This window comes from Streptomyces sp. NPDC007346 (assembly GCF_040703535.1).
Taxonomy (GTDB): Bacteria; Actinomycetota; Actinomycetes; order Streptomycetales; family Streptomycetaceae; genus Streptomyces.
On record NZ_JBEYKR010000059.1, the window covers coordinates 1 to 15129 of the forward strand.

Annotated in this window: 12 protein-coding genes; 6 read left to right on the plus strand and 6 right to left on the minus strand. The window is 73.0% G+C overall.

Features of this window, described 5'->3' with window-relative positions:
* Nucleotides 1-328: 328 nt before the first annotated feature.
* Nucleotides 329-799: a hemerythrin domain-containing protein gene (locus tag AB0917_RS17420; RefSeq protein ID WP_366820413.1), complete on the plus strand. Its 471-nt coding sequence runs from the start codon at nucleotides 329-331 to the stop codon at nucleotides 797-799.
* On the opposite strand, the gene AB0917_RS17425 is transcribed toward AB0917_RS17420, so the two are convergent.
* Both AB0917_RS17425 and AB0917_RS17430 read right to left on the minus strand, forming a co-directional pair.
* Nucleotides 738-1970 carry a methyltransferase domain-containing protein gene (locus AB0917_RS17425; RefSeq protein WP_366820414.1) on the minus strand — a complete coding sequence of 411 codons (1233 nt, stop codon included), beginning with the start codon at nucleotides 1968-1970 and terminating at the stop codon, nucleotides 738-740. The genes AB0917_RS17420 and AB0917_RS17425 overlap by 62 nt on opposite strands.
* A 228-nt stretch (nucleotides 1971-2198) precedes the next feature.
* A complete protein-coding gene (locus AB0917_RS17430; RefSeq protein WP_366820415.1) occupies nucleotides 2199-2744 on the minus strand; it encodes a TetR family transcriptional regulator in 546 nt (181 codons plus the stop codon).
* A 239-nt stretch (nucleotides 2745-2983) separates the two neighbouring features.
* Here AB0917_RS17430 and AB0917_RS17435 point away from each other — a divergent pair, with 239 nt between their 5' ends.
* Nucleotides 2984-3511 carry a DUF6879 family protein gene (locus tag AB0917_RS17435; protein WP_366820416.1) on the plus strand — a complete coding sequence of 176 codons (528 nt, stop codon included), beginning with the start codon at nucleotides 2984-2986 and terminating at the stop codon, nucleotides 3509-3511.
* Between the two features lie 39 nt (nucleotides 3512-3550).
* Here AB0917_RS17435 and AB0917_RS17440 read toward each other — a convergent pair whose 3' ends face one another.
* Both AB0917_RS17440 and AB0917_RS17445 read right to left on the minus strand, forming a co-directional pair.
* Nucleotides 3551-4462, minus strand: coding sequence for a hypothetical protein (locus AB0917_RS17440; protein WP_366820417.1), 912 nt, complete (start codon nucleotides 4460-4462; stop codon nucleotides 3551-3553).
* Nucleotides 4463-4597: 135 nt separating this feature from the next.
* Nucleotides 4598-5797, minus strand: coding sequence for a S1 family peptidase (locus AB0917_RS17445; protein WP_366820418.1), 1200 nt, complete (start codon nucleotides 5795-5797; stop codon nucleotides 4598-4600).
* Nucleotides 5798-6816: 1019 nt separating this feature from the next.
* On the opposite strand from AB0917_RS17445, the gene AB0917_RS17450 reads away from it, so the two are divergent.
* A complete protein-coding gene (locus AB0917_RS17450) occupies nucleotides 6817-8199 on the plus strand; it encodes an MFS transporter (RefSeq protein ID WP_366820446.1) in 1383 nt (460 codons plus the stop codon).
* Nucleotides 8200-8266: 67 nt separating this feature from the next.
* On the opposite strand, the gene AB0917_RS17455 is transcribed toward AB0917_RS17450, so the two are convergent.
* A complete protein-coding gene (locus AB0917_RS17455) occupies nucleotides 8267-10261 on the minus strand; it encodes a protein kinase (RefSeq protein ID WP_366820419.1) in 1995 nt (664 codons plus the stop codon).
* Between the two features lie 643 nt (nucleotides 10262-10904).
* On the opposite strand from AB0917_RS17455, the gene AB0917_RS17460 reads away from it, so the two are divergent.
* From AB0917_RS17460 to AB0917_RS17470, 3 genes are all read left to right on the plus strand, one after another.
* Nucleotides 10905-12278, plus strand: a complete 1374-nt coding sequence (locus AB0917_RS17460) for an aspartate aminotransferase family protein (RefSeq protein ID WP_366820420.1) — start codon at nucleotides 10905-10907, stop codon at nucleotides 12276-12278.
* Between the two features lie 187 nt (nucleotides 12279-12465).
* Nucleotides 12466-13194: a GntR family transcriptional regulator gene (locus AB0917_RS17465; protein ID WP_366820421.1), complete on the plus strand. Its 729-nt coding sequence runs from the start codon at nucleotides 12466-12468 to the stop codon at nucleotides 13192-13194.
* A 91-nt stretch (nucleotides 13195-13285) separates the two neighbouring features.
* The gene (locus AB0917_RS17470) at nucleotides 13286-13936 is read left to right on the plus strand and encodes a hypothetical protein (protein WP_366820422.1); all 651 of its coding nucleotides are present in this window, start codon (nucleotides 13286-13288) and stop codon (nucleotides 13934-13936) included.
* Between the two features lie 345 nt (nucleotides 13937-14281).
* Here AB0917_RS17470 and AB0917_RS17475 read toward each other — a convergent pair whose 3' ends face one another.
* Entirely contained in the window at nucleotides 14282-15073 is a 792-nt protein-coding gene (locus AB0917_RS17475; protein ID WP_366820423.1) for an SLATT domain-containing protein, read from the minus strand.
* Nucleotides 15074-15129 lie beyond the last annotated feature (56 nt).

Here is a 15129-nt window from a genome sequence, read left to right on the forward strand (position 1 = left end):
GGGTGGGGGGTGGGGGGGGGGGGGGTGGGGTGGGGGGGGGGGGGGGGGGGGGGGGGTGGGGGGGGGGGGGGGGGGGGGGGCGGGGGGGGGGGGGGGGGGGGGGGGGGGGGGGGGGGGGGGGGGGTGGGGGGGGGGGGGGGGGGGGCGCCCCCCCCCCCCCAACCCCGTTTCCGGTGGGGCCCGGTGGGAGGAATGACAGGGGTGTCGGCGGGGCGAGAGGCGTACTAGGGTGGCCGGAGCGTCGCGTGCCGGTGGCAGACCGTGTCAGGCATGGAGGCGCCGGACCGAAGGAGGCCGACGATGCACTCGTCGCACCCTTCGCTCTCGCGTGACTGAGCGCGAGACGACCAGGCTTGTGGCCTGGAGCCAAGAACTCCGCCGGGTACACGGCCAACTGCGGGAAGCGCTGAACGTGACCCGCGCCTCCCTCGCCGTCGGCACCCCCGGGGAATCGGCCACCCGTGACCTGCTGCTGTACTGCCACGGCTTCTGCGCGGCCCTCGACGGCCACCACCAGGGCGAGGACCGCACCCTGTTCCCGGCCATCGCACAGGCACACCCGGAACTGCGCCCCGTACTGCGTGCCTTGGAGCAGGACCACTCGATGATCGCCCACCTGCTCGGCGGCCTTCGCGCCGCGGTCGAGCGGGCCGCGCCTCCCGAGGAGCTGGACCAGCACCTCGAAGGCGTCGCGGCGATCATGGAGAACCACTTCCGCTACGAAGAGCGGCAACTGCTCACGGTCCTCGAAACCCTGGAACTCGAAGCCGAGCCGGGGGAGGTGCTGGGTCCGCTGTGACCTGGGCGTCCGCCAGCGGTTTCCAGCAGGGGCCGTGCGGGCCGTGCGGACTGTGCGGGCCTGGTGGGTCGTCGCCGGTGAAGACGTGCTGCGTGTCGGGGGTGATGTGCAGCCCGAAGTCGTACATACCGGGTGACCCGCGCTCTTCCCATACGGTCCAGGCCCGGGTGGCTTCGTCGGCCAGGTCTCGTTCCCCGCCACGGCGTGCGTTCACGGAGGTGCCCGCCTGCTGGAGGACGGCCCACGAGGAGCGCCCGTCGCTGAGCCAGGCCGCCGCCCGCCCGTCGGCCCCGGCGGCCCGGGTGTCGACCTGGACGTCCGGCAGCAGGACGCGCAGCGCGAACAGCACATCGGGATGGGACAGGGCCTGTACGGACCGGGGGAACGCGGCCGGTACGCCGCTGCCCCCGTCCCGTACGCGCTCGAAGGACGAGAACGGACGTTCCGTGCGACGGCTGGGCATGAAGCGGGCCGGGGCCTGCACCCAGCCGGTCGCCGACGCACCGTCCTGCGCCACGGTGAGCGCGACGCACCCCGTGTGTCCCCAGGGGGTGACGATCCGGCCGCCCGGTCGTGTGCGCTGCACCCACGTCCACGGCACGCGCTCGACGGCGTACGTGGAGATCACCCGGTCGAACGCCGCATCCTCCGGCAACTCGCCGTCGCTGTGGCCGTCACCGTCGCCGTCTCCGGTGATGACGCGAACCCGGTGGCCGGCCGCCTCGATGCGCCGGCGGGCGTGGGCGGCGAGTCCGGCGTCGATCTCGATGCTGGTCACCTGGCCCTGGCCGGCGCGCTCGGCGAGCAGGGCGGCGTTCCAGCCGGAACCGGTGCCCAGTTCGAGCACCCGGTGTCCGGGCTCCAGGACGAGCGAGTCCAGCATGGTGGCGACGACGGCCGCGCACGAAATGCTGGACGTCGGCATGCCGTCGGTGACCTGGGTGACGGTCGAGCCGTACGGATCGGGATGGACCTCGGCCGCCCACGCCCCCGGTGTGTCGGCCCGGTGCACCGCCTCGTACCGCTCCCCGGTCCAGACCCAGACGCTGTCAGGGGCGAAACGGTCCCGGGGAAGCGCCTCCATGGCCTCGCGGACCCACGGAGAGTCCGCAGGCCACAGAGCCCCGTCGGTCATCGCGGAGAGCAGGCGCCGACGGCGTTCCTCCAGCACGCGGGCTACTTCCGTCGGGTGCCGGTGGGCGGAGGCGAGGGCGGGACCTGCCCGTCGGAGTTGCCGGGCGGCGGCTTGCCCTGCGACGGGTCCGGTGCCGGCTTGCCGTGCGTGCCCATGATGACCTCCCGTACGGATACGTGGATGGATGTCTCAATCGTCCCGTGCGGCTCGCCCCCGGCAGGCGTACTCGGGGAATTTGGCCAATACCGCACTATGGCGGCCAAATCACTTCGGCGCGGTGATCCGGGCGATGGCCTCGGCCGTCAGGGCGCGGTCGTGCGGCTCGGTCTCCAGGGCGCGGTGGATGGACAGGCCCTCGATGAGCGCGTCGAGCTGGCGGGCGGTGGCGGCGTCGAAGTGCCATTCCAGGGCGCGTCGGCTGCGGCTCATCCATGTGCGGGTGAGCTCGCGGTAGGCGGGCTTGCGGGCGGCGAGGGTGTAGAGCTCGTGGGTGAGGATCAGCTCGCGCTGGTTGCCGCTGGAGAGGTGGTGGACGAGGTCGGCGACGGCCTCGCGGGCCTCGTCGGGGGTGGCGGCGGCGCCGAGGCGGTCCTCGAAGACGGCGACGATCGTGCCGGAGAAGCGGGTGAACGCCTCGTGGAGCAGCTCGTCCATGCTCGCGAAGTGGTACGTCATCGACCCGAGCGGAACCCCGGCGCGGGCGGCCACCTTCCGGTGCGACATGCCCGCGACGCCCTCGTCGGCGATGAGGTCGAGGGCCGCGTCGATGATGCGGTCCCGCCGGTCGGGGTCGGTGCGCCCTGTCGCCACCCGGCGCCTCCTCGTTCGGCGTGGTCTCTCCTCGCATCCCGCAGCATAGAGCGCGGCGCGCCCGCCGGGGTTCTCGCATGGACGGCCCGGCCGCCCCGCCCGTACCGTCGTCACAACCGGTCCGCAGGGGGCCGCCCGAGGAGGACGCGTGGTTCGGGCCGGTGCTTCCGGCGCCTTCGAGGCGTCCGGCGGGGAAAAGCTCGTGGAGCATCAGGAGGAGACGTCGATGGAGGCCGTTCGTGTTCTTGGCCGGTGAGGAATGGGCTGCTCGCTTCGAAGGTTTTCAGCGGGAAGCCTGGCGTCTTGAGACCCTTCCGCAGTACCTCATGCCCCAAGAGGCGGAGGAGTTCGCGGCGTTCAGGGGCGGTGCCCGCATCGACCCGGCGACCGTGTCGAACGAGTACACCGACCGGCTGCGCCGACAAGTCGTACAGGGGCGAAGCCAAGGGCGGGTCCATGTGCTGACCCGCCCGCTCTCCGACTACCTGCGGTTCGAGTTCCACCACTACTACAGGGCTCACTCGCTGGCCGGCGAGGAGATCCGCATTCTCGACGTGACGGACCGGCCCAACCCCCTTGAGGGGGTTCAGGATTTCTGGCTGTTCGACCGTTCCGAAGTGGTGCTCATGAACTACCACTCCGACGGTCGGCAGATCAGCCGAGAGGTGTTCGACGGTGACGTTGGTCCGTTCCTTGAGTACCAGCGGATCGCGGTCGAGGAGTCGGTTGCCTTCGAGGAGTACGTGAAGACCATTGACCAGCACTGAGGGAGCGGCGCAGGCGGGCCGGATTCCTCGCGCTGGTAGTCAGTCCGTCCACTGCCAGTCGACGCCGTACACGCCCGGTACGCACTTCGTGGGCAGCAGGTGCGTCGTGCAGAAGTCGTCGAGGGGTGCGAGTTGCCGGTTCTGCGGTTGGGCGTCGACCTGCTCGCGGTAGTAGTGCCAGCACTTCGACGGTATCGCCCGGGGGTGGAACCGTACGTGGAGCAGGTAGGCCTGTAGGGGCGTGGTGAAGCGACGCTCGTGCTCGTGGGAGACGCCTGTGGTGGAGGCGGAGTGGAGCGTGTACTCGACGACCGCGGTCTCGTTCCGGGCCAGTCGGCGGCCGAGGGGGATCTCGGCGGTCACGCAGTTCAGCTCCGGCAGGAACCGGGTGTCCGGGGGCGGCCCGTGGGGGGTGGCGAACGCGACCATGTCGGCGTTCGGCGAGTCCAGGCTGTGGACGACGGTCAGGTGGTGGGCGTTGTTGCGGACGGCTTTGACGGCGACGGTGACGCTGATCTCGTCGACGATGCGGTGCTCGTTCACGTTCACCGTCTCGTGGACGACCAGGCGCCGGAGGTGGGCGTTGAAGTGGGGGAAACGATCGCCCAGGACCTTTTCGACGTCGGAGTTCTCGCCGTAGACGCCGCGGAGGGCGGCCGGGTCGTGCGGTGGGAACCCGCCGCGCGGCCGGCGTCTCAGCAGTGAGCTGAGGGTGCCGCTCGGAAGGCCGAGGAACGGTTCCAGGATGGCGACGGCGCGGAGGGACTGGGGCTTCTCCGGCTGGCTGCGTCCGCGCTGCCAGTGGCTGAGGGTGGCGAGGCTGAGGCTGATCCCGTACGACAGGAGGTGGTCGCGTACGGAGTCCAGGCGCAGGCCCCGCCGTTGCAGCGCCTCTTTGAACGCGGCCGCGAACATCGCGTCCGGATCGTCGGTGTGGGAGGTGTTCGGCATGACGACGTCTTCCAGCGGGCGGGATCCGTGGGGGAGGGGCGGGAGCGGCGGGCTTCGTGGGGAGCAAAGGCGGTCAGGGGCCGCTCGTCCTGCCTGGTGAGCGACCCCTGACCGGTCCTGCTACGGATGCTGTGCTCAGTTGGTGTTGAGCGTCAGCCCGTAGTAGCTGAGGGCGTCGTTGAGCGGCTGGAAGTAGGAGGTGCCGCGCGAGTTGACCCCGCTGGTGCACTTCTGGTTGATCGGGCCGCCGGAGGTCATGCCCTGGCCCTGGTTGCCGGAGATGTACGCACCGCCGCTGTCGCCGCCCTCGACGCAGACGGTGGAGGTGGCCAGACCGCTGACGACCGTGTCGGGGCCGCCGTTGAGGTCGACGTAGGTGACGGAGTTGTTGTACGAGCCGATCGTGCCGCAGGTCCAGCCGGTGGTGGCGCCGGACTTGCAGACCGCGGCGCCGGACGAGGCGCGGCTGCTGCCCTTGACGGCGATCGGGTTGCTGTTGCCCCAGGTGCCGACGCTGGTGGTGATCGAGTGGCCGGAGTTGATGGACAGCGTGCCCATGTCGACGCTGCGCGTGCCGACCTTGTAGCGGGTGTGGTAACCCTGGGCGAAGGCCGCACCGTCGTAGCGCAGGGTGTTCGTGACGCAGTGCCCCGCGGTCACCAGGTACTGCTTGCCCGACCGGTCACGGGCCCCGTAGCCGACGGAGCACCACTGGCTGGTGTTGTTGAACGTCATCTTGCTGCCGGGGTAGATCGCGGCCTTGGCCTCGAGCTTCTCCTCGCCGCGCACGATCTCGACGGCGGAGCCGTGCTTGGCGGCCTGGGCGAGGAACGCCTTGGCGGCGGCGCCCCGGTCGTTGTTGACCTTGACGGTCACCTTGTCGGAGGCCACGTCCACGGACCAGGCGACCACCCCGGAGGGGACCTTCTTCGCGGCGACGGCGTCCAGCTCGGCCTTGACCTTGTCGAGCGCGGCCTGGCCACGGGCCGGCACCCGGGCGGCGAGGCCGGCCTTCTGGATCTTGGCCGCCTCGGCGGTGTCGTCGGCGTTGACGGTCAGCTTGCCGGAGGCGTCGAAGAAGGCCCCGTCGTCGGCTATCCCTCTCTTCGTCAGCTCGGCGAGCTTGGTCTGCTGGGCGTCCTGCCGGTCCAGCCGGTCGATCGCGGCCTTCTCGCTCACGCCGAGCGACGCGGCCAACGCCTGGACCATCTCGGGCTGGTAGCGGGGAGTGGGCGCCACGTCCTGCGCCTGCGCCATGGTCTGGGTCCCCAGGACCGCGGAGGCCGTGAGCATGGCGCCCGCCGCAGCAAGACAGTATTTACGAGAGTTGCGCACGTTGATTCCTTCCGGATGACAGCCAGAAACCCGAGGAGGGGGGTTGTGCGCCGGTAAACGCCAACAGCGCTCCGACGCGGGGTGGTTCCTGGCTGGCGGGGAGTTCGGGAACTCGCCGCGCCCCGAACTATTGCCTAGCCTTCGGATGGACTTCAAGACACGTGCGGGAGAAAGTTTTTTTTACAGAAATGGCGAGGCTTCTGTTAATGGGTCGGCCCTTATGGGGCGTCAACTTGCCTGGTCGCAGGCGTTGTCGGTGGTGGGGAGCGCCCGGCCGGGAGGATTTCGGCGGCACTCGGTTCGGGTCGCCCGAAACACGTCGATGACCGGAGCGACCCAAAGGCCGGGAGCTATTGCTCATCCGTCGTGGAGGCGGCGGAGGCGCCTGCTCCTGGTTCTCTGCCTTTCCGGCCTTCCGGCCTTCCGGCTCTTCCGGCCGGCCTTCCGGCTCTTCCGCCGGTCTTCCGGCTCTTTCGGGCTTTTGGGCTTCCGGTTTTCCGGATTTCCGCTTTTCGGTGCATGCGTCAGGCTTCGGCGGCCCGTCCGGTGTTCGCGCCGTCCGTCCGGCCGGCCGGGATGCTCGGGCACGGCGTGCTCCGGCGTGGAGTGGGTCGTACGGCCGGAGCCATGACCGGGCCGTGCCGAGGATCTTCCGCTTGGGCGGAACCATAGGTGTGCCGCGTCCGCCGTTGCATCGGGCGGGCCAATCTACGGATACCTAGAAAACTCGACGGGCGCCGGGACGCCGCGCATGCGGGGGCGGCAGGCGGCGAGATGGTGCGTGTGCGGACGTACGCAGGCGGCGGGGTGGTCTGTGTGCGGGCTTACGCAGGCGGCGGGGCGGTGCGTGTGCGGGCTTACGCAGGCGGCGAGGTTGGCCTGTGTGCGGGGGAGCGCAGGCTCGGTGGCCTGTGTGCGGGCGTACGCTCCAGGCGTACGATCGTACGCTCCACCTTCCGCCCCCTCCCGTCTGCTGAGGCGTTGCTCTGATGGCTGCCCCGACGAAGCCCTTGCCGGTCATGGACGCCCGCACCCGCCGCTGGCGCGCCGCGCTCTTCCTCTTCATGCTCGCCACCGGAGTGAGCATGGCGTCCTGGGTGGCCAGGACCCCCGCCGTACGGGACGCGCTGGACGTGTCCACGGGGTCGATGGGCCTGGTGCTGTTCGGGCTCTCCATCGGGTCCATGGCGGGTGTGCTGGTCTCCGGCGGGCTCGTACGCAAGCACGGCGGGCGGCCGGTGATCGCGGTCGGGGCGGGACTGATCGTCGCCGGACTGCTGGGGGTCGCCGGGGGCGCGGCGCTGGAGGTGTCCGGCGGGGTCTTCGGCGGGCTGGCGCTGTTCGGGGCCGGGATGGGGCTCGCGGAGGTGGCGTTCAACATCGAGGGCGCGGCGGTGGAGCGGACCGTGGGGCGCCCGGTCCTGCCGGTGCTGCACGGCTGCTTCAGCCTCGGGACCGTGGTCGGTGCGCTGCTGGGGATGGGGATGACGGCGGTGCGGTTCCCGGTCGGCTGGCACCTGGCGGCGGTGGCCGTGGCGGTCGCGACGGCCGGCGTGTGGACCGTACGGGCGGTTCCGGCGGGTACGGGCCGGGAGGAGCCGGAGTCCCGTGACGGCGGGCGGGCCGGGGCCGGTGGGTGGCGGGCGCAGGTGGAGGTGTGGCGGGACCGGCGGCTGGTGCTGATCGGGCTGATCGTGCTGGCCATGGCGTTCGCGGAGGGCTCCGCCAACGACTGGCTGCCGCTGCTGATGGTGGACGGTCACGGGACGAGCGCGACGGCCGGTTCGCTGACGTTCCTGATGTTCGCCGTGGCGATGACGACGGGCCGGTTCGCGGGCGGGCCGCTGCTGGTGCGGTACGGCCCGGCGGCCGTGGTGCGGGCGAGCGCGGTCGTGGCGGCGGTGGGCGTGGCCCTGGTGGTGTTCTCGTCCAGCGCGCTGCTCGCCGGGGCGGCGGTCGTGCTGTGGGGGCTCGGCGCCTCGCTGGGGTTCCCGGTCACGGTCTCGGCGGCGGGGGAGGGGGAAGGAGGGCCGGACGCCTCGGCCCGGGTCGCGGCGGTCTCGACGGCGGGCTACGCGGCGTTCCTGGTCGGCCCGCCCTCGCTGGGCTTCCTCGCCGACCACGTGGGCCTGCGCGCGGCGATGATCGTGGTGCTGGTGCTGCTGGCGGGCGCGGCGCTGATCACGGGGGCGCTGCGGCGGACGGCGCCGCCGGCTGGCTCGGAGGCCGAGGGTTCCTCGGAGTCCCAGGGTTCCTCGGCTGGCTCGGCTGGCTCGGCTGCCTCGGCTTCCTCGGAGTCCCAGGGTCCCCCGGCTGCCCCGGCTGGCTCGGAGCCCCAGGTTCCCTCGGCTTCCTCGGCGCCCCAGGCTGCCCCGGCTTCCTCGGAGCCCCCGGTTTCCTAGGCGGCTCCGGCTTCCTTGGCCTCCGGCTTCCGGCCTCCTCGGCCTCCTCGGCCGAAGTGCCGTCGGCTCACTCCGACCTGGTGTAGATCAGGCTCTCGCCCGACTCGATCGTGGCCCGGCGCAGGGTGCCGTCCGGGAGGAGGGTCAGCTCGGTGGCCTTCCCGGGGGAGCAGGAGGCGGACGGCCGGCCCACGGAGACGGTGGAGGGGCCGATGCGGACGGGTTCGCCGGCGGCGGGGCGGGCGGCCAGGGGTGCGATGAACTCGCAGTGGTACGTGGCGCCCAGCGCCAGGGGGCCTTCGGCGGTGAGGGAGAGGACCTGGTCGCCGACGTCGCCCTGGCGGATGGTCAGCGTCCGGGTGGACGCGCCCCGGTCGCCGGGGATGGAGCCCGCCCAGGTGCCGAGGTAGTCGCCCGGGATGACGCCCCCGTCGTCGGTGCCCGCCGTGTTGCCGGAGGCGGATGCGGAGGGGGAGGCCGAGGTGGACGGCCCGGGGGCGGCGGTGTCGCCGCCCTTGCCGTTCATGAACGCGTACACGGACCCGCCCGCGCCTATCGCCACGACCACCGCGACGGCCACGAGCGCGACGGTCGCCCCGGCCGACCGGCGCGCGGGGGTGGGCGCCGGCGCCGGAGCCTGGGTGAAGTAGGCGTGCGGGAGCGGTGTGTTGTACGCCGGTACGGGGGTGGGCCCGGGGCTGTAGCTCTGGTGGTGGGGCCCGCCGTACGGGGAGTGGGGCTGCGGCTGGGGGTGGGGCTGGGGCTGTTGGGCGTACGGGGGTGGGGCCGGGGCCACAAGGGGGGCGGCGGGAGTGGCGGGGATGGCCGGGCCGGCGGGGGCGACCTGGGTGGGCAGGGCGTGGACGGAGGCGGGGGGTGTGTCGGGGCGCTGCGGGTGCTCCGGGCGCCGGGAGTCCGCCGAGCTGCGCGGGCCCGCCGAGCTGCGGGAATCCGCCGGGTGCCGGGGGCCCGCCGGGCGCTGCGGATGCTCCGCACCCTGTGAGTTCTCCGCGCTCCGAGGGTGCTCCGGGCGCTCCGGGTGGCCCGTACCCTCCGGGTGGCCCGTACCCTGCGGGTTCCCCGAGCGCCCCGGGCCCACTGCCCCCGGGCCCGCCGCCTCCGGCCCCTGCGGGTCCTCCGCGTCCAGCAACCCCACCGCGTGGCGCCCCAGTTGGGCGATGAGGGTGGCGGGGAGCCAGGGCTCCTCGGCCTCCGCCTCACCCAGCCGGGCCAGCAGCTCGTCCGTGGAGGGCCGGGCGGCCGGGTCCTTGGCCAGGCAGTCCCCTACGACCCCGGCCAGCTCCGCCGGTACGCCGGTCAGGTCCGCGTCCCCCTGGGTGATCCGGAACATCAGCGCGTGCGCCCCACCGCTCTCGGCCGCGCCGAAGGGGAGCCGGCCGGACGCCGCGTACGCGAGCACCGAACCCAGGCAGAACACGTCGCACGCGGGGGTCACGCGCTCACCGCGCACCTGCTCCGGGGCCATGAACCCGGGCGAGCCGATCATCGCGCCCGTCCGGGTCAGGTCGCCCTCGGCCAGGGTCTCCAGGGCGCGGGCGATGCCGAAGTCGATGACCCGGGGGCCGTCGATGGTGAGCAGGACGTTGGACGGCTTGAGGTCGCGGTGGATGAGCCCGGCGCGGTGGATGTGCTGGAGGGCGTGGGCGAGGCCGGAGCCCAGGAGCTGGACGGAACGTACCGGCAGCGGCCCGTACGCCCCCGAGTCGGTGAGGGGGGCGCCGGGGCGGCCCGAGACGATGCGGTGGAGCGAGGGCCCGGCGACGTACCCGGTGGCGACCCAGGGGATCGGGGCCTCGGTGTCGGAGTCCAGGACCGGGGCGGTCCAGGCGCCGCCGACCTGGTGCGCGGCGCGGACCTCCTGGCGGAAGCGGGCGCGGAACTCCGGCTGCTCGGCCAGCTCGCGGCGGACGAGCTTGAGGGCGACGGTGCGGCCCCGGTCGGAGCGGGCGAGGAAGACCTGGCCCATGCCGCCCTCTCCCAGGCGGCCGAGGAGGCGGTACGCACCTATGCGGTGCGGGTCGTCGGGCCCGAGCTCGTCCATGTGCGCTTCCTCCCCTGCGGCCGGCACGAGGATAGCCCCGCCGGTACGGGGGTGCCGCCGCCATGGTCCCTCACCCCGTCTACGACACGCTTCCGGTGCGCCTGGTTCCGCCTGCCGCCGGCCCGTCCGGCGTTCGAGGACGGAACCTTGGGGGCGGGGAGCCCGGAGCCAACGTTCCGGCTCCTGCGGGCACCGCCCCCTGCGGGCACCGGCTCCTGCGGGCACCGCCCCCTGCGGGCACCGGCTCCTGCGGGCACCGCCCCCGCGGGCACCGCCCCCGCGGGCACCGCCCCCGCGGGCACCACCCCCGCGGGCACCACCCCCGGGAGCACCACCTCCGCGAGCACCGCCCCTGCGAGCACCACCTCCGCGAGCACCGCCCCCGCAGGCACCGCCCCCGCCCACTCCCCGAACGGGTTCGATCCACGGCTCCGTCCTCGAACGCCGGACGAGCCGGGTGGACCGTCGCCCGCCTCCCGGAGCCCGGCCCCGGGGAGGAGGAGCAGCGCACGGTCCTCGGGCCGCACCTCCGCGAGGGCCCGGACGCGAGGTGCCCCGGACCCGACACCCTGCCGACCCCCGCGCCCCACGCCGTACAACATGGCCATGGAGACCGCCTCCCACCAGCGCCTACGCTCGCCGCATGACCCCTCATGCCCCTCATGCCCCGTACGCCGACCCCGCGGCCGGTGCGGCCGTGAAGGCCGCGGACCGCGCGCACGTGTTCCACTCCTGGTCCGCCCAGGGCCTCATCGACCCGCTCGCCGTCGCCGGCGCCGAGGGGGCCTATTTCTGGGACTACGACGGCAACCGCTACCTCGACTTCACCAGCGGCCTCGTCTACACGAACATCGGCTACCAGCACCCCACCGTGGTCGCCGCGATCCAGGAGCAGGCCGGGAAACTCGCCACGTTCGCGCCCGCGTTCGCCATCGAGGCACGCTCGGAGGCCGCACGCCTCATCGCCGAGCGCACCCCCGGCGACCTGGACAAGATTTTCTTCACCAACGGCGGGGCCGAGGCCGTCGAGAACGCCGTCCGCATGGCCCGCCTCCACACCGGCCGTACGAAGGTGCTCTCCGCCTACCGCTCGTACCACGGCGCCACCTCCACCGCGATCAACCTCACCGGCGACCCCCGCCGCTGGCCCTCCGACAACGGCTCGGCCGGCGTCGTACGCTTCTGGGCGCCGTTCCTCTACCGCTCGCCGTTCTACGCGGAGACCGAGGCCGAGGAGTGCGCCCGCGCGCTCCAGCACTTGGAGGACACGCTCGCCTTCGAGGGCCCGTCGACCGTCGCCGCGATCATCCTGGAGACCGTCCCGGGCACGGCCGGCATCATGACCCCGCCGCCGGGCTATCTGGCGGGCGTCCGCGAGATCTGCGACCGGTACGGGATCGTCTTCGTGCTCGACGAGGTGATGGCCGGCTTCGGCCGCACCGGCGCCTGGTTCGCCGCCGACCACTTCGACGTCGTGCCGGACCTGCTGACCTTCGCGAAGGGCGTCAACTCCGGTTACGTACCGCTCGGCGGCGTCGCCATCAGCGCGGAGATCGCCGCGACCTTCGAGACCCGCCCCTACCCCGGCGGCCTCACCTACTCCGGCCACCCGCTGGCCTGCGCCGCCGCCGTCGCCACCATCGGCGTGATGGAGGACGAGAAGGTCGTCGAGAACGCGGCCCGGATCGGCGAGCGGGTCCTCGGCCCCGGCCTGCGCGAACTCGCCGAACGCCACCCCTCGGTGGGCGAGGTGCGCGGCCTCGGCGCGTTCTGGGCGCTGGAGCTGGTACGCGACCGGGAGACCCGCGAGCCGCTCGTCCCGTACAACGCCTCCGGCGAGGCGAACGCGCCGATGGCGGCCTTCGGGGCGGCGGCGAAGAAGCAGGGCCTGTGGCCCTTCATCAACATGAACCGCACCCACGCCGTCCCCGCGTGCAACGTCACCGAGGCCGAGGCCAAGGAGGGCCTGGCGGCGCTGGACATCGCGCTGGCGGTGGCCGACGAGCACACGGTGTGAAGCCCTGACGGGCACACCGTGCAAACACCCGGCAGACACGCGCTGTGACCGTCCGGACACTCTCGCGCACTCAATCATCCCCCGCCGTGCCCGAAATCGGGCACGGCGGCCCCCTGGCTTAAGGTGACCCGAGCCGAAGGACGGCTGAATACAGCCGAACACGGCTGACGAACGGGAAGGGTCGCCCATGGGTCCGAGCGGAGGGGTGACCCGCAGTACGTTGCGCCAGCAGATCGCCGACGCGCTGCGCGACGAAGTGCTGGCCGGGCGGCTTCGTCCGGGCCGGGAGTTCACCGTCAAGCAGATCGCGGAACAGTACGGCGTCTCCGCGACCCCCGTCCGCGAGGCGCTCTTCGACCTCTCCGCGCAGGGGCTGCTCGCCTCTGACCAGCACCGGGGCTTCCAGGTCCACGAGTTCACGATCGCGGACTACCGGGCGATGGTCGAGGCCCGCTCCCTCGTCGTCGAGGGCATCTTCCGCAGCCCCGCCGACCAGGTGGCCGTCCGGGCCGAGGGGCTCGCCCCGATCCGGCGCCGGGCCTCGGAGGCCGTCCGCGCGGCCAAGGGCGGCGATCTCGACGTGCTGATCGGGTACGACCTCCGCTTCTGGCGCGAGCTCGGGGCCTTCGTCGTCAACCCGTACATCACCGCCTTTCTCGCCAAACTCCGCGTCCAGGCCTGGGCGTTCGCCGTCCACCGGCTGCGCGGTGAGCACGCGGACGAGCGCGTGCTGTGGTTCGGCCACGAGGAGCTGGTCGAGGCCATCGCCGACGGCGACCGGGACGGGGTGCTCGCGGTGATGCAGTCGTACTACGCCCACGCGCTGGCCTGGGCGGACCACTTGGAGGCCCAGGAGGCCCGCCAGGCCCAGGAGGCTCGGCAGGCCCGCCAGGCCCAGGAGTCCCAGGAGCCGTAGGAAGCCCCGGGGCGCCGGGGCACTGTGCGCGGGGTTCACCTCGCATTACGCTGTTCCGACGATCGCCGAACCCGTTGGAGAGCGAGACTTCGTGGCCTGTGACCTGTGGCTGGTCCCCCTCGTCGATGTGCTGTGCCACAGCCCCGACAATCCGTTCGCCGAAGAGATCGCCGTCTACGACAGGGCGCTGAACGACGCGGGGCTGCCGCCCGTCCCCGTCTTCGCCTACATGCCGGGCCTCAACGGAGACGTGGCCCCGGTGGCGGGCTTCGACTACGACGCCCTGCACTTCCTGCGCCGGGCCTACCTGCTCCAGCTGAGCGGTCTGGCCGTCACCCCGGTGGAGGGCCTCGGCGGCGACTACGAGCAGTTGCTGGAGATGTTCGAGCAGAACGCGCAGCAGTCGCACCTGGTCTGGCACTACGACCACGCCGGGGCGTACGTCCCGGTCGACTTCCCGGTCCCGCTCTCGAACGACGCGCTGCTGGCGGGCGGCGGCCCCCTGGGCTCCGCGCACGGCCTGCTGCGGGAGCTGGAGTACGTGGCCCCGTCCATCGGCATCGACCCGGCCAACCCCCCGGCCGCCCCGCAGCCGCCCCCGGGCCCCACGACCCTGGAGGAACCGGCGACCCCGGTCCCGTACGACGACAGCCCGTTCGCGAGGGAGCGCCACGTCTGGCTGGGCCTGCACGCGGCGGCAACGCGCTCCTTGGCGCAAGGCTCAATGATCATCTTCAGCTGACGACACCACATACCCGGACCGCACCCGCCCCACTTCGAGCGGGCCCGGCAATTCCAGCCCGTCCGGATCTCCCCGCCGGTCCGGCACTTCCCGCCGGTCCGGCACCTTCAGCCCGTCCGGCGTTTGAGGACGGAACCTTCGCGATGTGATTCCTGAGCCCGCCGGACCGCACCGCTTCGAGCGGGCCCGGCAATTCCAGCCCGTCCGGCGTTTGAGGACGGAACCCTCACGACGTGGCTCCCGAGCCCGCCGGACCGGCCGATCCCCACCCAGCCCGTCCGGCGCTTGAGGACCGGGGAACGGCGTCGGGGGCACCGCCCCCGACCCACCCCACACCCCCCGCCCCTACCGCGGCGCCTCCGGAGGCCGCTGCCGAGGCATGTTCGGCCGAGCGGCGACGGACGGCATGGAGAACCGCCCCGGCATCCCCCCGGGCTCGGCCCGCCCCCCCGCGCTCCCCGACACCAACGCCTGCGTCCCCATCGGCGCGGGCCCCGCCCGGAACTCCACCATCCAGTCCGCCGTCTCCGACCGCACCAGCTCCGTGATGTCCTCGGAGAACCGCCGCAGCACCCCCAGGCACCGCTCGGCCGCCTCGCTGGCGGTCCCCTCGGTCGGCCCGAGCATCTCCCGTACGCACTCCGACGCCCAGTCGAACTGGAGCACCTGGAGCCGCCGCTGCACGGCCTGCGCGGTGGCGAGATTCCTTATCCAGCCGGAGGTCAGCCCGAAGTACCGGTCACAGGCCATGCAGGCGGCGCCCAGCAGCAGCGACAGGTACCCCCACCCCGCCGACCCGCTCAGCGTCCCGGTCAGGTCGAGCAGCGGCAGCGCGGCCCCCGCCACGACCCCGGTGGCCGTGCCCCACCGCAGGGCTCGGGCCCCCCGGCGCTTCCACACGCGGTCGTGGAGATACCAGTCCGCCGTCGCGAGGGCGCCGGACTCGACCCAGCGGTAGAGCTCGTCGAGCCGTTCGGAGGGCTCGCCCCAGTCCCCGAGGGGAAAGGGCCGCCCGGTCAGATCGCGCCCGCCGGCCCCGGACCCGCCGGCCCAGGCCCCACCGGCACGGGCACCGCCACCGCTCCCGGCCCCGCCGCCCCCCGATCCGCCCCGCCCCTCGGCTCCACCGCTGCCCACTCCACGACCCCCGCTGCTCCCCCCGGCATCACCGCTTCCCACCCCGCGACCGCCAC

Coding starts and splice junctions, on each gene's coding strand:
- AB0917_RS17440 (WP_366820417.1), bottom strand. CDS start 4,462: ATGCCGAACACCTCCCACACCGACGATCCGGACGCGATGTTCGCGGCC.
- AB0917_RS17450 (WP_366820446.1), top strand. CDS start 6,817: ATGGACGCCCGCACCCGCCGCTGGCGCGCCGCGCTCTTCCTCTTCATG.
- AB0917_RS17455 (WP_366820419.1), bottom strand. CDS start 10,261: ATGGACGAGCTCGGGCCCGACGACCCGCACCGCATAGGTGCGTACCGC.
- AB0917_RS17460 (WP_366820420.1), top strand. CDS start 10,905: ATGACCCCTCATGCCCCTCATGCCCCGTACGCCGACCCCGCGGCCGGT.
- AB0917_RS17465 (WP_366820421.1), top strand. CDS start 12,466: ATGGGTCCGAGCGGAGGGGTGACCCGCAGTACGTTGCGCCAGCAGATC.